The 22,787-nt window shown below is 72.0% G+C and carries 21 protein-coding genes; 11 read left to right on the top strand and 10 right to left on the bottom strand.

All coding sequences use genetic code 11. The annotated features are described in order from the left end of the window. Positions 1-41 precede the first annotated feature (41 nt). Positions 42-1,160, top strand: coding sequence for a phosphoserine transaminase (gene serC / locus AQJ11_RS26355; protein ID WP_014673368.1), 1,119 nt, complete (start codon positions 42-44; stop codon positions 1,158-1,160). Positions 1,161-1,242: 82 nt separating this feature from the next. On the opposite strand, the gene AQJ11_RS26350 is transcribed toward serC, so the two are convergent. Then, a complete protein-coding gene (locus AQJ11_RS26350; protein ID WP_059264604.1) occupies positions 1,243-2,217 on the bottom strand; it encodes a TolB-like translocation protein in 975 nt (324 codons plus the stop codon). 122 nt (positions 2,218-2,339) lie between these two features. On the opposite strand from AQJ11_RS26350, the gene AQJ11_RS26345 reads away from it, so the two are divergent. The 4 genes from AQJ11_RS26345 to AQJ11_RS26330 all read left to right on the top strand — a co-directional run bounded on the left by AQJ11_RS26345 (position 2,340) and on the right by AQJ11_RS26330 (position 5,420). Continuing rightward, on the top strand, positions 2,340-3,023 hold the full coding sequence (locus tag AQJ11_RS26345) for an SGNH/GDSL hydrolase family protein (RefSeq protein WP_059264603.1): 684 nt from the start codon (positions 2,340-2,342) through the stop codon (positions 3,021-3,023). Between the two features lie 87 nt (positions 3,024-3,110). Further along, complete coding sequence (locus AQJ11_RS26340; RefSeq protein ID WP_059264602.1) at positions 3,111-3,695, top strand: Uma2 family endonuclease; 585 nt, start codon at positions 3,111-3,113, stop codon at positions 3,693-3,695. A 228-nt stretch (positions 3,696-3,923) separates the two neighbouring features. Then, positions 3,924-4,397, top strand: coding sequence for a carboxymuconolactone decarboxylase family protein (locus AQJ11_RS26335; RefSeq protein ID WP_059264601.1), 474 nt, complete (start codon positions 3,924-3,926; stop codon positions 4,395-4,397). Between the two features lie 30 nt (positions 4,398-4,427). Then, complete coding sequence (locus tag AQJ11_RS26330) at positions 4,428-5,420, top strand: aldo/keto reductase (RefSeq protein ID WP_059264600.1); 993 nt, start codon at positions 4,428-4,430, stop codon at positions 5,418-5,420. A 180-nt stretch (positions 5,421-5,600) separates the two neighbouring features. On the opposite strand, the gene thpR is transcribed toward AQJ11_RS26330, so the two are convergent. Beyond that, complete coding sequence (thpR, locus tag AQJ11_RS26325; protein WP_059264599.1) at positions 5,601-6,173, bottom strand: RNA 2',3'-cyclic phosphodiesterase; 573 nt, start codon at positions 6,171-6,173, stop codon at positions 5,601-5,603. A gap of 40 nt (positions 6,174-6,213) precedes the next feature. On the opposite strand from thpR, the gene AQJ11_RS26320 reads away from it, so the two are divergent. Continuing rightward, positions 6,214-6,759 (top strand): GNAT family N-acetyltransferase, encoded by a 546-nt coding sequence (locus tag AQJ11_RS26320; RefSeq protein WP_059264598.1) that lies wholly within the window; start codon positions 6,214-6,216, stop codon positions 6,757-6,759. Positions 6,760-6,777: 18 nt separating this feature from the next. Here AQJ11_RS26320 and AQJ11_RS26315 read toward each other — a convergent pair whose 3' ends face one another. Then, the gene (locus AQJ11_RS26315) at positions 6,778-8,049 is read right to left on the bottom strand and encodes an MFS transporter (protein ID WP_059264597.1); all 1,272 of its coding nucleotides are present in this window, start codon (positions 8,047-8,049) and stop codon (positions 6,778-6,780) included. A gap of 105 nt (positions 8,050-8,154) precedes the next feature. Continuing rightward, the gene (locus AQJ11_RS26310; RefSeq protein ID WP_041665295.1) at positions 8,155-8,592 is read right to left on the bottom strand and encodes a MarR family winged helix-turn-helix transcriptional regulator; all 438 of its coding nucleotides are present in this window, start codon (positions 8,590-8,592) and stop codon (positions 8,155-8,157) included. A 155-nt stretch (positions 8,593-8,747) separates the two neighbouring features. Between AQJ11_RS26310 and AQJ11_RS26305 the strand changes: the two genes are divergently transcribed. Continuing rightward, a complete protein-coding gene (locus tag AQJ11_RS26305; RefSeq protein ID WP_041665950.1) occupies positions 8,748-8,930 on the top strand; it encodes a ribbon-helix-helix protein, CopG family in 183 nt (60 codons plus the stop codon). Positions 8,931-8,940: 10 nt separating this feature from the next. On the opposite strand, the gene AQJ11_RS26300 is transcribed toward AQJ11_RS26305, so the two are convergent. Beyond that, entirely contained in the window at positions 8,941-10,392 is a 1,452-nt protein-coding gene (locus tag AQJ11_RS26300; protein ID WP_014673379.1) for an NCS2 family permease, read from the bottom strand. Positions 10,393-10,542: 150 nt separating this feature from the next. On the opposite strand from AQJ11_RS26300, the gene AQJ11_RS26295 reads away from it, so the two are divergent. Continuing rightward, positions 10,543-10,809, top strand: coding sequence for a DUF2530 domain-containing protein (locus AQJ11_RS26295; RefSeq protein ID WP_041665951.1), 267 nt, complete (start codon positions 10,543-10,545; stop codon positions 10,807-10,809). Between the two features lie 77 nt (positions 10,810-10,886). Beyond that, positions 10,887-13,283 (top strand): HAD-IC family P-type ATPase, encoded by a 2,397-nt coding sequence (locus tag AQJ11_RS26290; protein WP_041665297.1) that lies wholly within the window; start codon positions 10,887-10,889, stop codon positions 13,281-13,283. Between the two features lie 16 nt (positions 13,284-13,299). On the opposite strand, the gene AQJ11_RS26285 is transcribed toward AQJ11_RS26290, so the two are convergent. The 3 genes from AQJ11_RS26285 to AQJ11_RS26275 form a co-directional block, all read right to left on the bottom strand. Beyond that, entirely contained in the window at positions 13,300-14,130 is an 831-nt protein-coding gene (locus tag AQJ11_RS26285; RefSeq protein WP_014673382.1) for a hypothetical protein, read from the bottom strand. 201 nt (positions 14,131-14,331) lie between these two features. Next, positions 14,332-15,090: a hypothetical protein gene (locus AQJ11_RS26280; protein ID WP_014673383.1), complete on the bottom strand. Its 759-nt coding sequence runs from the start codon at positions 15,088-15,090 to the stop codon at positions 14,332-14,334. Positions 15,091-15,231: 141 nt separating this feature from the next. After that, positions 15,232-18,360, bottom strand: a complete 3,129-nt coding sequence (locus tag AQJ11_RS26275) for a sacsin N-terminal ATP-binding-like domain-containing protein (RefSeq protein ID WP_059264596.1) — start codon at positions 18,358-18,360, stop codon at positions 15,232-15,234. Between the two features lie 138 nt (positions 18,361-18,498). Here AQJ11_RS26275 and AQJ11_RS26270 point away from each other — a divergent pair, with 138 nt between their 5' ends. Continuing rightward, a complete protein-coding gene (locus tag AQJ11_RS26270) occupies positions 18,499-18,993 on the top strand; it encodes a hemerythrin domain-containing protein (RefSeq protein ID WP_059264595.1) in 495 nt (164 codons plus the stop codon). A 20-nt stretch (positions 18,994-19,013) separates the two neighbouring features. Here the strand turns inward: AQJ11_RS26270 and AQJ11_RS26265 are convergent, their stop codons facing one another. Both AQJ11_RS26265 and ppk2 read right to left on the bottom strand, forming a co-directional pair. Next, the gene (locus AQJ11_RS26265; RefSeq protein ID WP_014673386.1) at positions 19,014-19,976 is read right to left on the bottom strand and encodes a YihY/virulence factor BrkB family protein; all 963 of its coding nucleotides are present in this window, start codon (positions 19,974-19,976) and stop codon (positions 19,014-19,016) included. 15 nt (positions 19,977-19,991) lie between these two features. Next, positions 19,992-21,011: a polyphosphate kinase 2 gene (gene ppk2 / locus AQJ11_RS26260; protein WP_059264594.1), complete on the bottom strand. Its 1,020-nt coding sequence runs from the start codon at positions 21,009-21,011 to the stop codon at positions 19,992-19,994. A 150-nt stretch (positions 21,012-21,161) separates the two neighbouring features. On the opposite strand from ppk2, the gene AQJ11_RS26255 reads away from it, so the two are divergent. Beyond that, on the top strand, positions 21,162-22,787 hold the full coding sequence (locus AQJ11_RS26255; protein ID WP_059264593.1) for an alkaline phosphatase D family protein: 1,626 nt from the start codon (positions 21,162-21,164) through the stop codon (positions 22,785-22,787).

The following is a 22,787-nucleotide window of genomic DNA, read 5'->3' as shown; positions in this document are numbered from 1 at the left end:
ATGTCTCCACCTCGCTCTGCGCCACGGGCTAACCTCGTCCCGTGGCCGACATCCAGATTCCCGCAGACATCAAGCCCGCCGACGGACGCTTCGGCGCCGGCCCCTCCAAGGTGCGCACCGAGGCGCTGGACGCCCTCGCCGCCACCGGCACCTCCCTGCTGGGCACCTCCCACCGGCAGGCGCCGGTGAAGAACCTGGTCGGCAAGGTCCGCGAGGGCATCTCCGAGCTGTTCTCCCTCCCCGAGGGCTACGAGGTCGTCCTCGGCAACGGCGGCTCCACCGCCTTCTGGGACATCGCCACGCACGGGCTGATCGAGAACAAGTCGCAGCACCTGAACTTCGGCGAGTTCTCCTCGAAGTTCGCCAAGGCCGCCAAGGCCGCGCCCTGGCTGGCCGAGCCCACCGTCATCGCCTCCGACCCCGGCACCCACCCGGAGCCGCAGGCCGAGGCGGGCGTCGACGTCTACGCCTTCACCCACAACGAGACCTCCACCGGTGTCGCCATGCCGATCAAGCGCGTGGCCGGCGCCGACGAGGGCGCGCTGGTCCTCGTGGACGCCACCTCCGGCGCGGGCGGCCTCCCGGTCGACGTCGCCGAGACCGACGTCTACTACTTCGCCCCGCAGAAGTCCTTCGCCTCCGACGGCGGCCTGTGGATCGGCGTCTTCTCCCCGGCCGCGATCGAGCGCGCCGAGCGGATCCACGCCTCCGGCCGGCACGTCCCGGAGTTCTTCAGCCTGCCGACCGCGATCGACAACTCCCGCAAGAACCAGACGTACAACACCCCGGCCCTCGCCACCCTCTTCCTGCTCAACGAGCAGCTGGAGTGGCTGAACGGCCAGGGCGGTCTCGCCTGGTCCACGGCCCGGACGAAGGACTCCTCGACCCGGCTGTACTCCTGGGCGGAGGAGGCCAAGTACGCCACCCCGTTCGTCTCCGACCCGGCCAAGCGCTCGCAGGTCATCGGCACGATCGACTTCTCCGACGAGATCGACGCCGCCGCCGTCGCCAAGGTGCTGCGCGCGAACGGCATCGTGGACACCGAGCCGTACCGCAAGCTCGGCCGCAACCAGCTGCGCATCGCGATGTTCCCGGCGGTCGACCCGGCGGACGTCGAGGCGCTGACGAAGTGCGTCGACTACGTGATCGAGAAGCTCTGACCGTCCCCGGACACGGTTGGCCGAAGGGGCGCCCGGCACCACCGGGCGCCCCTTCGTCGCTGCCGGGCGGACCGCGCCCCGTTCAGCCGCGCCGCAGCCGCCGCAGGCCGAACAGGGCCGCCACACCGACCGCGACGATCACGGCACCGACCTTGAGGCTCCCCCCGCCGCCCTCGTCCGCCGACGTGCCGGAACCCCCCTTCGAGGGTGACCCGGCGTCGGGCCGGCCGGGCGCGTCGACGGCCTGTACGGCGCTGTCCGCGCCCTCGCTGCCGTACATCAGCCTGGTGCCGTCGGCGGAGTACGACACGGACTCCCCCTGCCCCTGCAACGGGACGTCCAGGCGCCCCTCGCGCTTGATGCGGCCGCCGTTCCAGAGGTAGTGGATGCCGCCGAAGTAGCCGCGCACGGCGAGGTCCCGGCCGTCCGGGGAGAACGCGGCGTCGGTGGCCCACAGGTCGACGGCGGCGATGGGCTTGAAGACGTTCGCGCCCGAGGTGGAAAGGGTGGCCGGGCCCTCGTACAGGTGCCCGCCGTCCTCCTTCTTGTCGATGATGTAGACGCGCCCGGTCTTCGGGTGGACGAGCAGCGACTCGGCGTCGCGCGGCCCGTCGGAATACTTCACGACGTACTGCGTGGCCGTGACCGTCTGGTCCCTCAGGTCCTTCGGCTCGGGCAGCCGGTAGATCCACACGTAGGGCCACTTGCCGCCGAAGTTGTCGCCGATGTCACCGACGTAGATCTCGTTGTGCGGCCCGATGGAGATGGCCTCGACGTCACGCGGGGAGCCGATGCCGCGCAGGGTGATCCGGGCGACGGTCTTCCCGGTCGCGCTGTCCACGGCGTAGAGGTACGGCCCGTCGTCGCTGTCGTTGTGCGTCCAGTAGACGCCGGGGTGCAGCCGGGAGGCGGCGAGCCCGCTGGACTCGGTGATCCGCGGGTCCTTGAGGGTGAACCCCTGGTCACCCGCTCCATCGGCGGTTCCCTCGGCGGAGGCGGGCAGCGCGCAGGCACCGGCGAGCAGCACCCCGGCGAGGACGGCGAACGATCGACGCATGCCCCAAGCCTGCCATTCCCGAGGGGGGTTCAGGGCACGTGTCCGCCAGGGACCGGACGACGTGGTCCGCCTCACAGGCACCACCGGCCCCATGGGTCACGGCGATCGTCCATCATGACCGGATGCTCAAGTTCATGCCCGTGGGCGACTCCATGACGATCGGGAGCGCGGGCGAACACACATGGCGTTACCGGCTGTGGCAGCACCTGTGCGTGGCGTACGGCGGCCCGGTCACCTTCGTCGGGCCGCGCGAGACGCTGTACGACAAACAGGCCGACGCCCCGACGTCCCTCGACTACGCCGACCCCGGCTTCCCGCGCGGCCACCTCGCGGGCTGGGGCGAGGGCTGGCTGCACATGGCCCCGCTGATCGGCGACGCGGTGCGCGCCCACCGCCCCGACGTCCTCCTGGTCTCCCTGGGCCTGATCGACCTCGGCTTCTACACGAACGCCGAGCAGACCGCGGAGAACGTACGGGCCTTCGTGGCGGGCGCCCGGGAGGCGGACCCGCGCATCCGGATGGTGCTGCTGCCGGTCATCCCGAACATCCGGGCGGCGGCCGACGCGCCCTTCGCCGAGCAGGTCGAGCGGTTCAACGTGCTGCTCGCCAAGGCGGTGGCCGACCTGGACGAGCCGCGCTCGCCGCTCCTGCTGGCCTCGCCGCCCGAGGGGTACGACCTCGACACCGACACCTACGACGGCACGCATCCCAACGCGCGCGGGGAGCACCTGATAGCGGAGGCGTTCGCGGGGGCGATGCGGGAGGCGTGGGGGGTCGGACAGGTGTACGCGGCGGGAACAAGCTGACCGAAACCCGGCGTCTCCTCGCCATGCTGCCTATCGTTGTACCGCGCGGCTGCACCTTTGCGCGGGCAGCCGGGGAGGAGCGCCACGATGACCGTCCTCGAAGACAGGACCGAGATGGCCGAGGAGAGCGACGAGCCGGCTCTGGACGCCCTGTTCGAGTCGCTTGAGCGGACCACCCCCGAGGGATACAAGGTCGACATCGTCGGGGGGGCCGTCTTCATGACGCCGCAGCGGGACACCCACTGGGAGATCATCCTGGACATCGTCGAGCAGTTGCGCACCAAGTACCCGCGCAAGCGCGTCAAGTCGGACGTCCGCATCGACTACCCGGGCCATCTCAACGGATTCTGCTCCGACGTCACTCTCGTGGCCGAGGGCGCCGAGAAGACGCCCGGGGGTCTCTGGCGCTGCGGCGACGTCGAGTTCGTCGCAGAGGTCGTCTCCAAGGGCACGGCACACAACGACTACGGCCCCAAGCGGACGGCCTACGCCGCCGCCGAGGTGCCCGTCTACCTCATCGCCGACCCCTACCAGCGGCGGTGCCACCTCCACACCGACCCCAAGGACGGCGACTACGCCGTGAGTACGCGGGTGGACTTCGGCACCGACATCGACCTGACCGGCACCGTCGTCGACCTCGTCCTCAAAACCGGCGACTTCCCCCGCGACTGACCCCGCTCACCCGTACGCCCACCAGCGGTCGTGCCGCACCTCCCGGCGCATCGCCGCCGCGCGCACCCTACGGTGCCCCTCCGACCCCACGTCGGCCCCGGCCGCGGAGTGGCGCAGGTCACACGCCCGGGGTCGTCACACCGGCGGGCCGGCCGGCATCTCGTGGTCGACAGGACGCCGCGCCGACGACGTGGCGCGGTACCGGACCCTTCCGATGAGGACCACGACATGGAACCCCGTCTGCACCTGATGACGAACGACCTCGGCGCCGAGCTCGGCAAGCGGTTCGCCGACGTCAGCCTCGGGATCACGCGGTCGGCGCTGCCCCGGAGCACGCAGGAGCTGGTGATGCTGCGCGCCAGCCAGATCAACGGCTGCGGCTTCTGCGTCGACCTGCACACCAAGACGGCCGCGAAAGCCGGCGAGAGCGCGGCCCGTCTCCACCTGGTGGCAGCCTGGCGCCGCTCCACCGTGTTCACCGGGGCCGAGCGGGCCGCGCTGGCGCTCGCCGAGGAGGGCACCCGGATCGCCGACGCCCACCCGGGCGTGTCCGACGAGACGTGGGCCGGGGTGCGCGAACACTACGACGAGGAGCAGAGCACCGCGCTGGTCTACCTGGTCGCCATGATCAACGCGGCCAACCGGCTCGGCGTGATCGCGCACCACGAGGGCGGCTCCCTGCCCTCAACAGGCCTTGCATAGAGCGCACTCCAAGCCGTTGGCTGGTGGACCATGAAGTACACGCAGCTCGGACGCACAGGAGTCAAGGTCAGCCGGCTCGTCCTCGGGACGATGAACTTCGGTCCGCAGACCGACGAGGCCGACAGTCACACGATCATGGACGCGGCGCTGGACGCGGGCATCAACTTCTTCGACACGGCCAATGTGTACGGCTGGGGCGAGAACAAGGGCCGGACCGAGTCCATCATCGGCAACTGGTTCGCCAAGGGCGGCGGCCGGCGCGACAAGACCGTCATCGCCACCAAGGTGTACGGCAACATGGCCGGCGACGGCGAGGCATGGCCCAACCACGACAAGCTCTCCGCGCTGAACATCCGGCGCGCGGTGGACGCCAGCCTGAAGCGGCTGAAGACGGACCACATCGACCTCTACCAGTTCCACCACATCGACCGCAGCACCCCGTTCGAGGAGATCTGGCAGGCGATCGACGTCCTCGTCCAGCAGGGCAAGATCCTCTACGTCGGTTCCAGCAACTTCCCCGGCTACAAGATCGCCCAGGCCAACGAGACCGCCGCCCGCCGCGGCGGCACCATCGGCCTGGTCAGCGAGCAGTGCCTGTACAACCTGGCCGAGCGCCGCGCCGAGATGGAGGTCATCCCGGCCGCGCAGGACTACGGCCTCGGGGTCATCCCCTGGTCGCCGCTGCACGGCGGTCTGCTGGGCGGGGTCATCAAGAAGGAGGTGCAGGGCGGTCGCCGCGCCTCCGGCCGGGCCGCGGACACCCTGAAGGACCCGGCGGCCCGCGCGCAGATCCAGTCCTACGAGGACTTGCTCGACAAGCACGGCCTGGAGCCCGGCGAGGTGGCCCTGGCCTGGCTGCTGACCCGCCCCGGCGTGACGGGCCCGATCGTCGGCCCGCGCACCGCCGAACAGCTTCAGTCGGCCCTCCGGGCGGTCGAGCTGGAGCTCGGCGAGGACCTGCTGGCCGGCCTGGACGAGATCTTCCCGGGCCCGGGCCCGTCCCCGGAGGCGTTCGCCTGGTAGACGCCGGAAAGGGTCAGCGCCCGAAGGGGCGGCGGGGCTGCGTTCGACATGCGGCTCCGCCGCGCGGGCGCCTGAACCGACCGCTACCTGACGGCCGACGCCAAGGCCACCACCACGAACATCAACACAAGCGCACCGGCCATGATCCGGTTCCGGGTTTTCGGGTCCACGTATTCGAGACTAACCGGCCTCGCCCAGCGCCCACCGTTCGACCACCTCGTACCGCGGCTGCTCCCCCGGCACCCCGGACGTCGGCAGCCGGCTGCGCACCAGCGCCAGGTCGGCCACGGTCCAGCTCTCGCCGGCGAACTCCGTGAGCGCCGCCACATACGGCCGTACGTCCACCGCGTCCCGGCTGCGGGCCAGCGTCAGATGGGCCGTGTAGCGCCGGTGCTCCCCCATCGGCACCCCGGCCTTCCGCGCCGCCGCCTCCGCCCGGTCGGCGAGCAGCCGCAGCGCCTCCACGTCCCCCCGGGCGCCCGTCCACAGCGCCCGGCCCCGGCCGAACTGGCCGCCGCCCGCGAGCGAGAGCGGGAAGGGGGCCGTACGGTGGGCCGCGCGGGCCAGGCGGTCCGACAGGGCGGGTACGACGTCGTCGGCGACCTCGCCGTAGAACGCGAGGGTGAAGTGCCAGCCGGGGCGGGCGGTCCAGCGCAGCCGGCCGGCGCCCGGCAGCCGCCTCAACCGGGTCACCTCCGCGGCGAGTTCCTCCACGACGTCCCCGGGGGGCAGCACGGCGGCGAAGAGTCTCATACGCCTCACGATCCCAGACCCCGGCGGGCATCATGGGCTCATGGCGATCACCATCCGCGAAGGCGGCCCCGACGACCTGCCCGCGATACTGGGCATGCTCGACAGCAGTGTGGAGTGGCTCGTCTCACAGGGGCGGACCGGCCAGTGGGGCACCGAGCCGCTGTCGGGGCACGCCAGGACCGTCGAGGCGGTCGCGCGCGCCCTGGCCGAGGGCACCCCGTACATCGCCGAGGTGGACGGCGTACCGGCCGCCACGCTCACGCTCACCGACGGGCCCGGCGCCTACCTGTCCCACCTCCCGCCGCCCGGCGAGCCCGAGCGGTACATCCACTGGCTCGCCTCCGACCGCCGCTTCAAGGGGCAGGGCGTGGGCAGCGCGCTGCTCGCGCACGCCGCCGAGACGACCCGGCGGGCCGGCGTGGGCCTGCTCCGGGTGGACTGCTACGCGGGCGGCGACCGCCGGCTCGTCGCCTACTACGAGGCCAACGGCTTCACCCCGACGCACACCTACACCCACGGCCCGGACGACTGGCCGGGACAGGTGCTGGCCCGGAGGGTCGACCAGGACCCTCCGGGCGGACGCTGACGGGGCGGCCCGGGAGGCTCACGCCGCCGTGGCCAGCCGCTCCCGCTCGCGCGGCACGAACCGGACCCGCGGATGGCCGCGGTGCCAGCCCACCGACAGGCGCAGGCCGCCGATGCGGGCCAGGACCAGGCCGATCGCCCCGGCCGCGGCCGCCGACACCACACCGCCGGCCGCGAAGCCGATCCGGGCGCCGTAGGTGTCGGTGATCCAGCCGACCACCGGCGCGCCCAGCGGCGTGCCGCCCATGAAGACCATCATGAACAGGGCCATCACCCGGCCCCGCATGGCCGGGTCGGTGCCCATCTGCACGGCGGTGTTCGCGGTGACGTTCACCGTCAGGCCGAAGACCCCGATCGGGACCATGAGCAGCGCGAACAGCCAGTACGACGGCGCCACAGCGGCCACGGTCTCCAGCGCGCCGAAGGCCAGCGCGGCGGCGATCAGCACGCGCAGCCGGGCCGTGCCGCGCCGGGCGGCCAGCAGGGCGCCGACCAGGGAGCCGACGGCCATCAGGGTGTTGAAGAGGCTGTAGGCACCGGCTCCGGCGTCGAAGACGTGGTCCGCGTAGGCGGACAGCCACACCGGGAAGTTGAAGCCGAAGGTGCCGATGAAGCCGACCAGGACGATCGGCCAGATCAGCTCCGGCCGCTTCGCCACGTACCGCAGGCCCTCGCGGAGCTGGCCCTTGCCGCGCGGCGCGCGCTCGACCACGTGCAGCTCGCGGGCGCGCATCAGCAGCAGGCCGGCGATCGGCGCGGCGAAGGACAGGCCGTTGGCGAGGAACGCCCAGCCGGTGCCCACCCCGGTGATCATCAGGCCGGCGACGGCGGGGCCGACCAGCCGGGCCGACTGGAAGTTCGCCGAGTTCAGGCTGACCGCGTTCTGAAGCTGCTCGGGGCCGACCATCTCGGAGACGAAGGACTGCCGGGCCGGGTTGTCGACCACCGTGGCGAGGCCGACGGCGAAGGCGGCGACGTAGACGTGCCAGACCTGGACGTACCCGGAGAGGGTCAGCGCGGCGAGCACGAGACCGGTGAGGGCCATCGCGCTCTGGGTGACCAGCAGGGCGGGGCGCTTGGGCAGGCGGTCCACGAGGACGCCGCCGTAGAGACCGAACAGCAGCATCGGCAGGAACTGGAGGGCCGTCGTGATGCCGACGGCCGCGGAGGAGCCGGTGAGGCTGAGGACCAGCCAGTCCTGGGCGATGCGCTGCATCCAGGTGCCGGTGTTGGAGACGACCTGGCCGATGAAGAAGAGGCGGTAGTTCCGGATCTTCAGCGAGCTGAACATCGAGGACTTACGGGAAACGACAGGGTTGGTAGGGGTGGCCGGTGCGGGGGCGGAAGGTGTTCCGGATCCCGTACTCAAAAGGGTTCGCCTCCTCGGATGACGCGCTTACAGGTGTGCGAGCTTCTCCAGCACGGGGGCGGCGGTGCGCAGGGCGGCCCACTCGTCCTCGTCCAGGCCCTCGACCAGGCCGGCCAGGAAGGCGTTGCGCTTGCGGCGGCTCTCTTCGAGCATGGCCTCGGCCTGCTCGGTCTGGGTGACGACCTTCTGGCGCCGGTCCTCGGGGTGCGGCTCCAGCCTGACCAGCCCCTTGGCTTCGAGCAGCGCGACGATGCGGGTCATCGACGGCGGCTGGACGTGCTCCTTGCGGGCCAGTTCGCCCGGGGTGGCGGAGCCGCAGCGGGCGAGGGTGCCGAGCACCGACATCTCGGTGGGGCTCAGCGACTCGTCGACCCGCTGGTGCTTGAGCCGACGGGACAACCGCATCACTGCGGAGCGGAGTGCGTTCACGGCGGCTGCGTCGTCGCCATGGGTAAGGTCCGGCATGTTCTTTAGCGTAACTCATTACTCTCGCTAAAGACCAGTCGGGCGTGCCCAGGATGCCCGTGACTCCCGCCACTGAACCCTCAGATCACCCGAACGGGTGAGCCGGGTCCGGAAATGGACGCATCGGACGGCCGGCTGTGGCGACCCTCGTAGGCATGGGGACCAGTGTGCTCAGCCTGCGGATGGACGGGGAGCTGCTCGAACGGCTCCGGCAGCACGCGGCGAGAAGAGGAATGAGCGTCCAGGACTATGTCGTCCGGACGCTCATTCGGGATGACTTCGACGAGCGGTTCCAGACCGCCGTCGAGGAGACGGAGAGGTTCTACGGCGTCACCTGACGCCCGCCGGTCAGGTCAGGCCCAGGGCCGGCATCAGGTAGTAGAAGGCGAAGACCGCCGAGACGACGTACATCGCCGCCGGGATCTCCCGGGCCCGCCCGGCGACCAGCCGCAGCACCGTGAAGGTGATGAAGCCCATGCCGATGCCGTTCGTGATCGAGTAGGTGAACGGCATCATCAGCATCGTCACGAACGCCGGGATCGCGATGGTGTAGTCCGCCCAGTCGATCTCCTTGATGGAGTTCGACAGGATCAGGAAGCCGACCGCGACCAGCGCCGGGGTGGCCGCCTGGGACGGGACCATCGTGGCGATCGGGGTGAGGAACAGCGCGACGGCGAACAGGCCGCCCGTGACGACGTTCGCGAAGCCGGTACGGGCGCCCTCGCCGACGCCGGCCGTGGACTCCACGAAGGCGGTGGTGGCCGAGGAGGAGCTGGCACCGCCCGCCGCGACCGCGAGCCCGTCCACGAAGAGGACCTTGTTGATGCCCGGCATGTAGCCCTCGGCGTCCGTCAGCTTGGCCTCGTCGCTGATGCCCATGATCGTGCCCATCGCGTCGAAGAAGCACGACAGCAGGACCGTGAAGACGAAGAGGATGCCGGTCAGCACGCCGACCTTGGAGAAGCCGCCGAACAGGCTCACCTGGCCGACCAGGCCGAAGTCGGGGGTGGCGACCGGGTTGCCCGGCCACTTCGGGACCGTCAGGCCCCAGGACGGGATCGTGGCGACCGCGTTGATGATCACCGCGACGACGGTCATGCCGACGATGGAGATGAGGATCGCGCCCGGCACCTTGCGGACGATCAGCGCGAAGGTGAGCAGCGCGCCCAGGATGAAGATCAGCACCGGCCAGCCGGTGAGGTGACCGCCGGTGCCGAGCTGGACCGGGACGGTGGTCTGGGCGGCGTCCGGGATACGGGTGACGAAACCGGAGTCGACCAGGCCGATCAGCATGATGAACAGGCCGATACCGATGGAGATCGCCTTGCGCAGACCGAACGGCACGGCGTTCATCACGCGCTCGCGCAGACCGGTGGCGACCAGCAGCATGACCACGAAACCGGCGAGGACGACCATGCCCATGGCGTCCGGCCAGGACATGCGCGGCGCGAGCTGGAGGGCGACGACCGAGTTCACGCCGAGGCCGGCGGCGAGCGCGATCGGCACGTTGCCGATGACGCCCATCAGCAGCGTGGAGAACGCGGCCGTCAGCGCGGTCGCCGTCACCAGCTGGCCGTTGTCCAGGTGGTGCCCGTACATGTCCTTCGCGCTGCTGAGGATGATCGGGTTCAGCACGATGATGTACGCCATCGCGAAGAAGGTGGCGAAACCGCCGCGGACCTCACGGGCGAGGTTGCTGCCGCGCTCGGAGATCTTGAAGTAGCGGTCGAGGGCGCCAAAGGCGGGCGCGCCACCCGGCTTCTCGGGGGTGGGGACCTTGGCAGGTGCCGAGGTGGACATGCGGGACCTCATCACCAGCGGGGTTCCCCCGAGCCCCGTTGGAGTTTCCTACGATCAGAAGCGGTCAAAGACAAACGGTTTCAGTATGAACGTATAAGGGGCAGATCGCTATCTCCGCGCGTAGACCCTGACGGCGCTTAAGCTGTGCGCATGGCTAAGTGGACCCCCAAGCACGAGGCGCCGGAGCCCCTGGAGGGGCCCGTGGTCGCCACGATCACCGGCGGCACCCTCGTGTGGTTCGTGCTCTTCCTGGTCCAGCTCCCCTTCTACGGCTGGTTCGAGGACCACGGGCACCTGTGGTGGCTGTGGACGTGCCTGGCCGGGGGCGGGCTGGGACTGATCGGGGTCTGGTACGTGCGCAAGCGGGACGCTGCGCTGAGGCGGGCGGCAGCGTCGAGGGCGATGTCGGCCGAATAGCCCGGCCGGCCGCCGGGGCTCCGTCCCCGGGCCCGTTTGGTGGGCGGGCGGGCGATATCGCACGTACCGTCGACTGCATGAGCCATATAGACGCGGGCGCCGAACTCGACCCCGTGCATCCCGTGGCCCTGCCGGGGCGCCCCGCGACCGGACTGACCGGTGCCGAGGTCGCGGACCGCGTCGGCCGGGGCCTCGTCAACGACATACCGGTGCGCAGCAGCCGGTCGCTGGGGGAGATCGTCCGGGCCAACGTCTTCACCCGGTTCAACGCGATCATCGGCGTCCTGTGGCTGGTCACGCTGTTCGTGGCGCCGATCCAGGACAGCCTCTTCGGCTTCGTGATCCTCGCCAACACCGGCATCGGCATCGTCCAGGAGTGGCGGGCCAAGCAGACCCTGGACTCGCTCGCGGTGATCGGGGAGGCCCGGCCGACGGTACGGCGGGACGGGGTCGCGACCGAGGTGGCCACCCATGAGATCGTCCTGGACGACCTCATCGAGATCGGTCCGGGCGACAAGGTCGTGGTCGACGGGGTGTGCGCGGAGGCGGACGGGCTGGAGATCGACGAATCGCTGCTCACCGGCGAGGCCGACCCCGTCGTCAAACGCCCCGGCGACCCGGTGCTGTCCGGGAGCTTCGTGGTCGCGGGCAGCGGCGCCTTCACCGCCACCAAGGTCGGCCGCGAGGCCTACGCCGCCCAGCTCGCCGAGGAGGCGTCCCGGTTCACGCTCGTCCACTCCGAGCTGCGCACCGGCATCTCCACGATCCTGAAGTACGTCACCTGGATGATGGTCCCGGCGGCCGTCGGACTCGTCATCACCCAGCTCGTCGTGAAGAACGACGACCTGAAGGACTCCGTCGCCCGCACCATCGGCGGGATCGTGCCGATGGTCCCCGAGGGGCTGGTGCTGCTCACCTCCGTGGCCTTCGCGATCGGCGTCATCCGGCTCGGCCGCAAGCAGTGCCTCGTGCAGGAGCTGCCCGCCATCGAGGGTCTGGCCCGCGTCGACACCGTCTGCCTGGACAAGACCGGCACGCTCACCGAGGGCGGCATGGACGTCACCGAGCTGCGGACGCTGGACGGCGCGGACGAGACGTACCTGCGCAAGGTGCTCGGCGCGCTCGGCGAGTCCGACCCGCGCCCCAACGCCTCCCTCCAGGCGATCATCGACGCCTACCCGGACAGCGACGACTGGCGCTGCGTGGAGTCGCTGCCCTTCTCCTCCGCCCGCAAGTACAGCGGGGCCGCGTTCAGCGAGGGCGACGGCGAGACCAGCACCTGGCTGCTGGGCGCCCCGGACGTGCTGCTCGGCGCCGACGACCCGGCGCTGGCCGAGACCGAGCGCCTGAACGAGCAGGGCCTGCGCGTGCTGCTGCTGGCCCGCGCGCACCGCGACCTGGACGACGCCGAGCCGGCCCGGGGCGCCCGCCCCGCCGCCCTGGTCGTCCTGGAACAGCGGCTGCGGCCCGACGCCTCCGACACCCTGCGCTACTTCACCGAGCAGGACGTCCGCGCCAAGGTCATCTCCGGTGACAACGCGGTCTCGGTCGGGGCGGTCGCCGCGAAGCTGGGCCTGGAGGGCACGGCGGTGGACGCGCGGCGGCTGCCCGCCGAGCGGCCGGAGATGGCGAAGGCCCTGGACGCGGGCACCGTCTTCGGGCGGGTGACCCCGCAGCAGAAGCGGGACATGGTGGGCGCGCTCCAGTCGCGCGGGCACACGGTCGCGATGACCGGGGACGGCGTGAACGACGTGCTGGCCCTGAAGGACGCGGACATCGGGGTCGCCATGGGCTCCGGTTCGGAGGCCACGCGGGCGGTGGCCCAGATCGTGCTGCTGGACAACAGCTTCGCGACCCTGCCCTCGGTGGTCGCCGAGGGCCGCCGGGTGATCGGCAACATCACGCGCGTGGCGACGCTGTTCCTGGTGAAGACGGTCTACTCGGTGCTGCTGGCGGTGCTGGTGGTGTGCTGGCAGGTGGAGTACCCGTTCCTGCCCCGGCACCTGACCCTGCTGTCCACGCTCACCATCGGCGTCCCGGCCTTCTTCCTGGCCCTCGCGCCGAACAAGGAGCGGGCGAGACCGCACTTCGTGCGCCGGGTGATGCGGTACGCGGTCCCCGGCGGGGTGCTGGCCGGGGTCGCGACCTTCGCCACGTACCTGCTGGCGCGGCACCACTACACCGGCCCCGGCGCGCTGGCCGCGGAGACGAGCGCGGCCACCCTGACGCTGTTCCTGATCTCCATGTGGGTCCTGGCGATCATCGCCCGTCCCTACACCTGGTGGCGGGTGGCCCTGGTGGCCGCGATGGCCGTGGCCTTCCTGCTGGTCCTCGCGATCCCGGCGCTCCAGGACTTCTTCGCGCTGAAGCTGGTCGGCATGGAGCTGCCGTGGACGGCGGTCGGCGTGGCCGCGGTGGCGGCGGCCGCCCTGGAGTACCTGTGGAGGTGGGTCGGCCGCCGCTTCCCGGACTGAGTCCGGTGGGGTGCCGCTACTGCACGTCGACGTAGTCGGACGCGGCGTTGACCGCCGGGGTGGTCGAGGTGCCCGCGAAGCTGTAGCGCCAGTAGCCGTCGTAGTTCGCGGTGGTGGTGGTCTTCAGGTTGCCGGACGAGTCCGTGTACACCGTCTTGACGGTGGTCCAGGTGGACGTGCCCGCCTTGAGGAACTGGAGCTTGACCGGCTGGCTGGTGTAGCCGTGGTACAGGTGGTCGTCCCAGTTCGCCCGGGTCAGCTTGCCCGTCACCGTGAGGGTCTTGCCCTTGCCGACGGGCTCGGGGCCCGCGTTGGCCGTGAGCTTGGAGTAGCGCTGCACCAGGGTGCTGCCGAGGCCGCTCTTGTCCTTGTAGCCGACCTTGCTCAGGTCGGGGTTGTTCTGGTCCTGGCCGTTGAAGGCGACGGCCTCGGCGGCCACGCCCCAGGAACCGGCCCAGGCGCTCTTGAGGTCCCCGTCGGCCGGGTAGATGTCGACGGTGCCCTTGCAGGTGGCCGTCGTCGTCGTGACGGGGGTGCAGGTCGCCGGGTCGTCGCCGTACAGCTCGGCGGTCGAGGTGTCGTACGAGCCCTTGTAGAGGAAGGCGTCGGAGTAGAAGTCCTTCGCCCCGATGTTCACGTCCGAACCGTGCGTCAGCGTGTACGAGTAGGTGGCACTGACCTCGTTGGTGGTGCCCACCTTGATCGCCTTGGCGATGGTGACGTTCGAGAAGCTGACGTTCAGCGTGTACGGCGTGCCGGAGTCACCGGTGGCGTGTGCGGCCGGGACGGCGAAGGCGGAAAGGGCCAGGGCGCCGGAGACGGCGGCCACGGTGGCACGTATGCGCATGTGCGTTCCCCTGGAGGGAGAAGTGATCGTGGAGTCGGTCGACTCACGCGATCAGATCCGCGAGGCAGGGGGCGGGTTGTACGGCAAGACCGCTTTCCGGCCAGATTTGGGCCCGGGATTACCAGCACATGACACAACTGAGAAGGAACGTTCCGCCCCCGGGAGCGACGGCAGGCACTCCCGGGGCCGGAGGCGTGCCGCTTACTGCACGTCGACGAAGTCACCCGTGGCGTTGACCGCCGAGGTGGTCGAGCCGCCCGCGAAGGAGAAGCGGAAGTAGCCGTCGACCGTGGCGGTGGTCGTCGTCTTCAGGTTGCCCTTGGTGTCCGCCTTGATGGTCTTCAGCGTGGTGTAGGTGCTGGAGCTCTTCTTGCGGAACTGGAGCTTCACGGACTGCGAGCCGTAGCCGCCGTACTTCAGCGACTCCCAGTTGGCGCGGGTGAGGGCGCCCGTCACGGTGACGGTCTTGCCCTTCTTCACCGGCTCCGGGGAGGCGTTGGCGGTGAGCCGGGCGGCGCGCTGGAAGGAGAAGGAGCCGGCCTTCTGCTTCCAGATGAAGTCGCCGTCCTTGGCGTCGACCCACGCGTCCACGTACCAGGTGCCGGCGCTCTTGTTGGTGAGGTAGTCCGTCTTCGGGTCGATCTTCACCGAGGCGGTGCAGGTGGCGGTGGTGGCGTTGACCTTGGTGCAGGTGGGCTTGCCCGTGCCCGCGTACCCGTTGTCGGGGCCGTAGAGGGTGAACTCGTCGGCGCCCTTGATGCCGGAGTTGTCCGTGGCGGTGACGCTGACCTTGACGGTCACCGCGCTGGAGATGCCGATCTGCACCTTGTTGTCACCGTCGACCACCACCTTGGTGATCTTCGTGTCGCCGTAGCCGCCGTCGGCCTGGGCGGCCGGGACGGCGAGGGCGGACAGGGCCAGGGCGCCGCCGACGACGGCGACAGAGGCACGCATGCGCATGTGAGGTCCCCACGTTGAGATCTGGGGAGTCGGGTGACTCCGCAGATGTGACGCGGGGACGGAGTGAAAGGTTGTACGAGTCGTGAAAATTTTGTGCGGACGTGTTTCAGCGGGTGCCGGCCCCGGCGGAACCGGCCGGGGTCAGTCGAACCACCGGTCCCGCGCCAGCTCTTCCGTCCGCGACGGGTCCTCCAGCAGCGCGGCCACCTCGAACCGCCGGGGCCACTGCCCCGCCGCCCAGGCCAGCCCCGCCGCGACCCCCTCCAGGGTGGCCGCGTGCGGCACGCCGTCGTCGGTGAGCCGCCAGTCGATCTCCACGCCGTCCACGACGAGTTCCTCGTGCTCGACGTAGGTGTCCGGCGTACGCGGCCCGAGCAGCACCCGTACCGCGTCCGGTACGTCGTGCTCGGTCCCCTCGGAGTGCACCTCACCGGTGACGGACTCGCTCAGCCGCCGCACCTGGAACAGCTCGGCCAGCTCGGCGGCCCGCGCCGGCCGGACCGGCAGCAGCGGCACACCCGAGGTGAACGGCAGCAGGTCCGGCGAGTCGACCACGACGGCCGACCCGGCGTCCACGACCTCCACGCGCCCGTCGACCACGGCCCGCAGCTCGTCCGGCAGGGTCACCTGCTCGGGGTCCAGCTCCGCCAGCGCGCTGTACAGCCCGTGCAGTTGGGCGGGTGTGACGGGCCGCTCCGGGTCGGCGAGGCGGTCCAGCAGTTCGGCGGCGCCGCCGGGCTCGTCCAGCAGCGCGCCGACCGAGGTGCGCACGCCGAGCGCCCGCAGCACCTGCTCGTCCTCGAACCCGGTGGCGTCGGCCTCGTCGTACAGCCCGCGCAGCAGCGGGTCCCCGCCGGTCGCGAGCAGCCCGGCCGGGCGCCGCCCGTCGAGCACCGGGTGCCCGCGCAGCCACCACGCGGTGTACGGCCGTACGACCTCATGGGTGCCGTCGGGCAGCAGGACGCGCACGGGCTGGATGAGGGCGTCCCGCAGCGGCGGCCGGGCCAGCAGGGCGAGCGCCTCGGGCCAGTGGTCGTCGTCCACCAGGTCCAGGTCACGGACGGCGACGAGTTCGGTGGCGACCGGCGGCACCGGGCTGTCCGGGAACCGGTCGAGGATGTCCTCGCACCACACGTCCACGGCGTCCAGCAGACCGGCGTCGTCGGGCTCGGCGTAGTCGCCGTCCCGGGGCTCCAGCTCGTCCGGGTCCAGGACGACGTCCGTGGCCCGGACGAGGGCGAAGCCGGCGAGCACCCCGCACGCGGCGAGCGGCTGCTCACCCCACCTCTGCGCCAGGTCGGCGTCCACGGCGGCCAGTTCACCCTCCCGGATGACCCGGGCGAAGGGGCTGCCGGGGAACACCAGCTCACCGGCGGGCGCGAGTTCCCCGTCCTCGTCGGGCAGCGCGAGGGCGCCCAGCCAGGGCTCGTCCCCCGGTTCGAGTCCCGCGTCCCGCACCAGTGCGAGCACCGTGTCGGCCAGCTCCTCGGCGTCCGGCGCGTCCTCCTCCCAGCCGAGGGCGCCGTCGTCCTCCAGCGAGCCCGCGACGGCGGCCCGCACCTGAGGGGTGGTCAGTACCGCGCGCGGGGTCGCGGGCAGCGCGCCGAGCTTCTCCAGCAGCGGGTGCGCGGCGTCCGCGTGCGCCACCTTCAGCCCGAGCCGCCCGAGCACGTCCGGGTCGATCCGGGCGGCGTCCGGCGCGGGCAGCAGCACCTGCCGGGGCCCGATCGTGGTCCTTCCGTCGGCCAAAGGCACCGGCAGCCCGGACAGCCGCTCGGGGTCGACCCCGGCGAGGCTGTCGTACAGCCGCCACCACCACTGCGGCTCCTTCTCCAGCCCGGCGAGCCGGTCGACGGCGTCGGCGAGCGGCAGCCGGGCCACCCCGAGGGTGCGCAGCTCGGCGCGCCGCTCCAGCCCCGCCGGGAGCAGGGTGGGCAGCACCTCGGCGAGCACCCGCACGGTGTCGGCGCCGGCGCCCTCCACGATCTCGGCGTCGCGGGGCCGCAGCGCCTCCGGCAGTTCGTCGTCGCCCTTCGCCTCGACGGCCGGGGGCAGGAAGGCGGTACGCGGCAGCCGCTCCAGCACGGCCTGCCGCAGGGCCCCGTCCAGCGCGCCCTTGCCGAGCGGCCCCGGCACGAGGTCGATGATCCCGGGCAGCACCGGCCGCCAGGAGGCGAGCAGTCCGGCGTAGGCGTCGGCGGCGCGCTCCACCAGGAAGTCGGTGAGCGGGCCGGGCGCCGCGTGCCGGCGGGTGGTGTCCAGCGGGAAGGAGGCGATGAGCAGGGCGGGCACACCGAGGGGCTCGTCGCTCGGCGTCGGCGCGTGCACGACGGGGCTCGTTCGGGGCCGGGCCGGGGCGCCGTAGGCGTCGACGGGCACGGCCCAGGTCACCGACCAGTGCGGCCGCAGCCGTTCCTCGACCGGCCGGTCGGCGAGGAGCTCGGGCGTGAGCGCCCCGTTCGCCGAGGCCGTACGCCAGTTGGTGATGCCGTCCCGGGAGTCCTCCACGATGGTGAAGGGGCCGTCGGTACGCCGGCTGAGCGTGCGGGGAGCTCCGTCGCCGACCTCCACGACGACTTCCGCCAGCCCCGGCAGGGCGAGGAGCAGGGCGTCGTCGATGCCGTCGAGCAGCCGTTCGGCGAGGTCGGCGGCGGCGGCGTCCCGCAGCGGCAGGATGACGGCGGTGTCGTACGGCTCGGGAGCGGTGCCCTCGGCGGCGAAGGGCAGCCGGAGCAGGGGCACGTGCCCGTCCCGCCGCCGCACCTCGTCCCCGAGCCCGGGGCTGTGCCGGGCGGTGTCGGCGGCCAGTTCCCTGGCCTCGGCGAGGGACCAGCGCACACCCCCGTGCCGCCCCACGATCGCCGGTTCGTCGGTGACGGCGAGCACGGCGGCGAACCCGACCCCGAACCGGCCGACGGCGCCGGGCGTGGCCTCGGCGTCCCGCTTCGCGGAGGCCCGCAGCGTGGACAGCGACTCGACACCGGCCGCGTCCAGCGGGGCCCCGGTGTTCGCGGCCACGAGCACGCCGTCGCGGAGGGTGAGCCGCAACCGCCCCGGCACCTGCGCCCGCGCGGCGGCGTCAGCCGCGTTCTGGGCCAGCTCGACGACGAGCCGGTCCCGGTATCCCCCGAGGACCAGGTCCTCCTCGGCGTTGGCGTCCTCCCGGAACCGGGCGGGGCTGGTCGCCCAGGCGTCGAGGACACCGCGACGCAGACGGGCGGTGCCGAAGGGGTCGGCGCCCTCGGCCGCCGGCCGCACGAACTTGCTCACGTTGACTCTCCTCTACGACGTGAGGACGAAGGTACAGCGCGGAGCCGGGAGGCCATCAACGCGGACGGTGGGGGTAGTCGGTGGGAACCCATCCGTTGGCACGGTAGTGCCCGTACGTACGAAAGTGGTGCCCGTTCCATGGCCGAAACCCGGGATGTCGTCGAGCTGATCCTCCAGGACCACCGGCGTATGGAGGACCTGTTCCGCCTCATGCGCAGCGTGGAGGCCGACCGTGCGTCCGCGTTGGAGGAGTTCGCGGACCTGCTGATCGCGCACGCGCTGGCCGAGGAGGCCGAGGTCTACCCCGCCCTGAAGCGGTACAAGAACATCGACGACGAAGAGGTCGAGCACGGCGAGCACGAGCACGACGAGGGCAACGAGGCCCTGCTGGAACTCCTGGAGGTCGAGGAGATCGGCTCCGAGGAGTGGGACGAGAAGCTGGAGGCGCTGGTGGAGGCCGTCACCCACCACGCCGACGAGGAGGAGCGCACGATCCTCAACGGGGCGCGCGAGAACGTGGCGGCGGAGCGGCGCGCGGAGCTGGGCGCGGCGTTCCGGGAGGAGCGTGAGCGTCAGCTGAAGGCCGGGTGCGGCTCCATCGACAACGTCCGCCGCATCGTGAAGTCGTCCTGACCCGCGCCTCGGGGCCGGGCTCAGGGGCCCGGCCCCGGGTCCGGCCGCACGGCACGGCCGAGACCGGCGCGGGCCGCTTCCAGCTGCGCGGCGAACGCGATGCCCAGGAACAGGGCGACCCCGGTCAGGTTGGCCCACAGCAGCAGGGCCACGAAGGCCGTGAGCGGCCCGTACACGGCGCCGAAGGAGCCGCTGCGGGAGACGTAGAGCGTCAGCAGCCAGGTCGCGGTGACCCACAGCACCAGGTGGACGGCGGAACCGAAGGCCAGCCAGGTGTACCCGGGCTGGTCCCGGCGCGGCGACCAGCGGAGGATGACGGCGGAGGCGATCCAGGCGAGGGCCGTTCCCACGGGCACCTCCAGGGCGCCCCACCACGCCGGGGGCCGGGAGGTGCCCAGCGCCTCGGCCGTCGCGGCGGTCACGGCCCGGCCGGCGACCAGGACCAGGAAGCCCAGGACCATGGGCACGCCTGCGGCGAAGGCGAGCAGCACGGCCCTGCCGTACTTGCGCGGGAAGGACCGGTCCCGTTCGATGCCGTAGATCCGGTTGGCGCCCCGCTCCACCTGGCCCATCGCCGAGGCCAGGTTGAGGACGGAGAAGGCCAGCCCCAGGCAGAGCGCGACGGTGCTCCACGCGTCGGAGCCGGCGGTGCGGCGGGTGCCGCGCAGCGCCTCGCGGACCACGTCGGCGCTGGCGCCCGGCACGATCCTGCCCAGGGTCAGCTCGACGATCCGCCCCAGGCTCTCCGTGTGCGCGGCCGTGGCGAGGCCGACGAGCGCGATGGTGAACGGCACCAGGCCCAGCACGATCTGGAAGCCGAGGGCGCGGGCGTTGGTGAAGCCGTCGGCGTAGCGGAACCGGGAGAAGGCGTCGAGCAGCAGGCGCGCGCCCCCGTAGCGGCGCAGCGCGGTGAAGGCCTCGTCGCCGGAGAGCTCGTCCCCGATCATGTCCCGTGTCTGCGGGACGTGCACCACCGTTCCCATGGTCCGGGCTCCTCCTCACCTGTGGCCGCGGCCGGCGGGAACCGCGGGGTCCGGGTGGTTCCCGGGTCCGCCGCCCGGTCCGGCCAGCGGGGTCGGCGACAGGGCCGTGGGTTCCTCACCCGGTTCGAGCAGGGTGTCCGCCGCGCCGACGACCAGCGGGTCGGGGGTGCCGACCGCCGCGTGGTCCTTGGCCGGGTAGTCGAAGCGGTCCAGGAGGCTGCGCATCGCCTCCAGCCGGCCCCGCCGCTTGTCGTTGTTCTTCACGACCGTCCAGGGCGCGTGCGCGGTGTCGGTCGCCCGGAACATGTCGACCTTGGCCGCGGTGTACTCGTCCCAGCGGTCGAGGGAGGCCAGGTCGGTCGGGGAGAGCTTCCAGCGGCGCACCGGGTCGACCTGCCGGATCGCGAACCGGGTCCGCTGCTCGGCGCGGGACACCGAGAACCAGAACTTCACCAGCAGGATGCCGTCGTCGGTGAGCAGCCGCTCGAACAGCGGGGCCTGCCGCAGGAACTGCCGGTGCTCGTCCTCCGTGCAGAACCCCATGACCCGCTCGACCCCGGCCCGGTTGTACCAGGACCGGTCGAAGAAGACCATCTCCCCGCGGGCCGGCAGGTGCGTCACGTACCGCTGGAAGTACCACTGCCCCGCCTCCCGCTCGGTCGGCTTGTCCAGCGCCACCACGCGGGCCCCCCGGGGGTTCAGCCGCTCGGTGAACCGCTTGATGGTGCCGCCCTTGCCGGCCGCGTCCCGCCCCTCGCACACCACGACGATCCGCTGCCCCGTGTCCTTCACCCAGCGCTGGAGCTTGAGCAGTTCGATCTGGAGGACGCGCTTGGTCCGCTCGTACTCGCGCCGGCCGATCAGGTGGTCGTAGGGGTGGTTCTCCCGCCAGGTCTCGACCGGCCGGCCGCCGGCGTCCAGCAGCACCGGCCGCTCCGGCTGCCGGTCGTCCACCGCGAACCCCCGCAGCAGGTCGTCCTCGCCCGTCGTGTCCCGGGTCTCCCGTGCCTCCGTCGCCCGCCCGTGCTCGGTCACGACACCGCCTCTCCGCCGCACCTCTCACCGGGCCGCCCGCCCGGTTCTCCTCACACGTGCCCGCGCAGACGGCTCCCAGACGCCCGTACCGCCGCTGTACCGTCGCGGGGGTCGTTCCTCTCCGTACGGATGCGACAGGAAGGCGATGACGTGGCCGAACTGCGTCTGGGACCGCTGCTGCGGTACACCGACGGCTCCCGCGCGACCGTGTGGGTCGAGACGAGCGGGCCCTGCACGGCGCGGGTGCGCTGTTCCGACGGCGCGGGCGGCACGGCCGCCACCTTCCAGGTGGCCGGGCACCACTACGCGCTCGTCACGGTGACCGGGCTCCAGCCGGGCACCGCCCCCTCCTACGAGGTGTTCCTCGACGACACCCCGGTGTGGCCGCTGCCCGACTCCCGCTTCCCGCCCTCCGTCATCCGCACGCCCGGCACCGGCGACGCCGTCCGCGTCACCTTCGGGTCGTGCCGCTGGGCCGCGCCCCCGGCGGACGGCAAGGACCCGGTGGGCCCCGACGCCCTCGACACCCTGGCCCGCCGGCTGTCGGCCGACCCCGGCGCCGACCGCCCCGACGTCCTGCTGCTCCTGGGCGACCAGATCTACGCGGACGAGACCTCCGAGGAGACCCGGCGCTGGCTGGCCGGCCGCCGGAACCTCGACGAACCGCCCGGCGGCCAGGTCGCCGACTACGAGGAGTACTGCCACCTCTACTACGAATCCTGGCTCGACCCGGAGGTCCGCTGGCTGCTGTCCACCGTGCCCAGCTTCATGATCTTCGACGACCACGACATCGTGGACGACTGGAACACCTCCGCCTCCTGGCTCGCCGACATGCGCGCCACCGGCTGGTGGCAGGAACGGCTGCTGAGCGGCCTCATGTCGTACTGGGTCCACCAGCACCTGGGCAACCTGTCCCCCGCCGAACTGGACGACGACCCCACCTGGGCCGCCGTCCGCGCCACCCCGGACGGTACGAAGGCACTGCGCGCCCTGGCCGAACAGGCCGACGCCGACTCCTCGACGGTCCGCTTCAGCTACCGGCGCGACTTCGGCCGGGTCCGGGTGGTGATGGTCGACTCCCGGGCCGCACGGGTCCTGGAGGAGGGCCGCCGCTCCATGCTCGACCCGGGCGAGGCCGACTGGCTGCGCGCACAGGTCCTGGACGACGAGGGCGCCTACGACCACCTCCTGATCGGCACCTCGCTGCCTTGGCTGCTGCCGCACCTGGTGCACGACACCGAGGGCTGGGACGCGGCCCTGTGCGCCGGCGAACGCGGCGACCGCTGGGCCCGCTTCGGCGAGTGGCTGCGGCGCGGGGCCGACCTGGAGCACTGGGCGGCCTTCCCCCGCTCCTTCGCCGACCTCGCCGGCCTCATAGCCGACGTCGCGGCGGCACCGGGCGCCCCGGCGAGTGTGTGCGTGCTCTCCGGGGACGTGCACCACGGCTACATCGCCGAGGCCACCTGGCGCTCCGGCGACCTCGGTGTCCCCGTCGTCCAGCTCACCTGCTCACCCGTGCACAACTCCGTGCCGGCGGCCATGCGGATCGGCTTCCGCGTCGGTTGGAGCGCGCCCGCCCGCTTCCTGGGCCGCCTGCTCGCCCGGCACGGCCGCACCCCCCGGCCACCGGTGCGGTGGCGCAAGCGGGGTGGGCCGTGGTTCGGCAACCAGCTCATGACGCTGACGCTGAGCGGCCGTTCGGCCCACCTGCGCCTGGAACGCACCGGCAAGGAGGCGAGACTCGACACGGTCCACGAGACGAGCCTCACCGGCTAG

The organism is Streptomyces corchorusii, from assembly GCF_001514055.1.
Classification (GTDB): Bacteria; Actinomycetota; Actinomycetes; order Streptomycetales; family Streptomycetaceae; genus Streptomyces; species Streptomyces olivaceoviridis.
Note: the sequence above shows the minus strand (reverse complement) of the source record. Positions and strands in the feature narration are given on the sequence as shown.

Bases quoted from the DNA above. Each gene is read 5' to 3' on its own strand.
- AQJ11_RS26350 (WP_059264604.1), bottom strand. From the start codon at position 2,217: ATGCGTCGATCGTTCGCCGTCCTCGCCGGGGTGCTGCTCGCCGGTGCC.
- AQJ11_RS26345 (WP_059264603.1), top strand. From the start codon at position 2,340: ATGCTCAAGTTCATGCCCGTGGGCGACTCCATGACGATCGGGAGCGCG.
- AQJ11_RS26340 (WP_059264602.1), top strand. From the start codon at position 3,111: ATGACCGTCCTCGAAGACAGGACCGAGATGGCCGAGGAGAGCGACGAG.
- AQJ11_RS26335 (WP_059264601.1), top strand. From the start codon at position 3,924: ATGGAACCCCGTCTGCACCTGATGACGAACGACCTCGGCGCCGAGCTC.
- AQJ11_RS26330 (WP_059264600.1), top strand. From the start codon at position 4,428: ATGAAGTACACGCAGCTCGGACGCACAGGAGTCAAGGTCAGCCGGCTC.
- thpR (WP_059264599.1), bottom strand. From the start codon at position 6,173: ATGAGACTCTTCGCCGCCGTGCTGCCCCCCGGGGACGTCGTGGAGGAA.
- AQJ11_RS26320 (WP_059264598.1), top strand. From the start codon at position 6,214: ATGGCGATCACCATCCGCGAAGGCGGCCCCGACGACCTGCCCGCGATA.
- AQJ11_RS26315 (WP_059264597.1), bottom strand. From the start codon at position 8,049: ATGTTCAGCTCGCTGAAGATCCGGAACTACCGCCTCTTCTTCATCGGC.
- AQJ11_RS26310 (WP_041665295.1), bottom strand. From the start codon at position 8,592: ATGCCGGACCTTACCCATGGCGACGACGCAGCCGCCGTGAACGCACTC.
- AQJ11_RS26305 (WP_041665950.1), top strand. From the start codon at position 8,748: ATGGGGACCAGTGTGCTCAGCCTGCGGATGGACGGGGAGCTGCTCGAA.
- AQJ11_RS26300 (WP_014673379.1), bottom strand. From the start codon at position 10,392: ATGTCCACCTCGGCACCTGCCAAGGTCCCCACCCCCGAGAAGCCGGGT.
- AQJ11_RS26295 (WP_041665951.1), top strand. From the start codon at position 10,543: ATGGCTAAGTGGACCCCCAAGCACGAGGCGCCGGAGCCCCTGGAGGGG.
- AQJ11_RS26290 (WP_041665297.1), top strand. From the start codon at position 10,887: ATGAGCCATATAGACGCGGGCGCCGAACTCGACCCCGTGCATCCCGTG.
- AQJ11_RS26285 (WP_014673382.1), bottom strand. From the start codon at position 14,130: ATGCGCATACGTGCCACCGTGGCCGCCGTCTCCGGCGCCCTGGCCCTT.
- AQJ11_RS26280 (WP_014673383.1), bottom strand. From the start codon at position 15,090: ATGCGCATGCGTGCCTCTGTCGCCGTCGTCGGCGGCGCCCTGGCCCTG.
- AQJ11_RS26270 (WP_059264595.1), top strand. From the start codon at position 18,499: ATGGCCGAAACCCGGGATGTCGTCGAGCTGATCCTCCAGGACCACCGG.
- AQJ11_RS26265 (WP_014673386.1), bottom strand. From the start codon at position 19,976: ATGGGAACGGTGGTGCACGTCCCGCAGACACGGGACATGATCGGGGAC.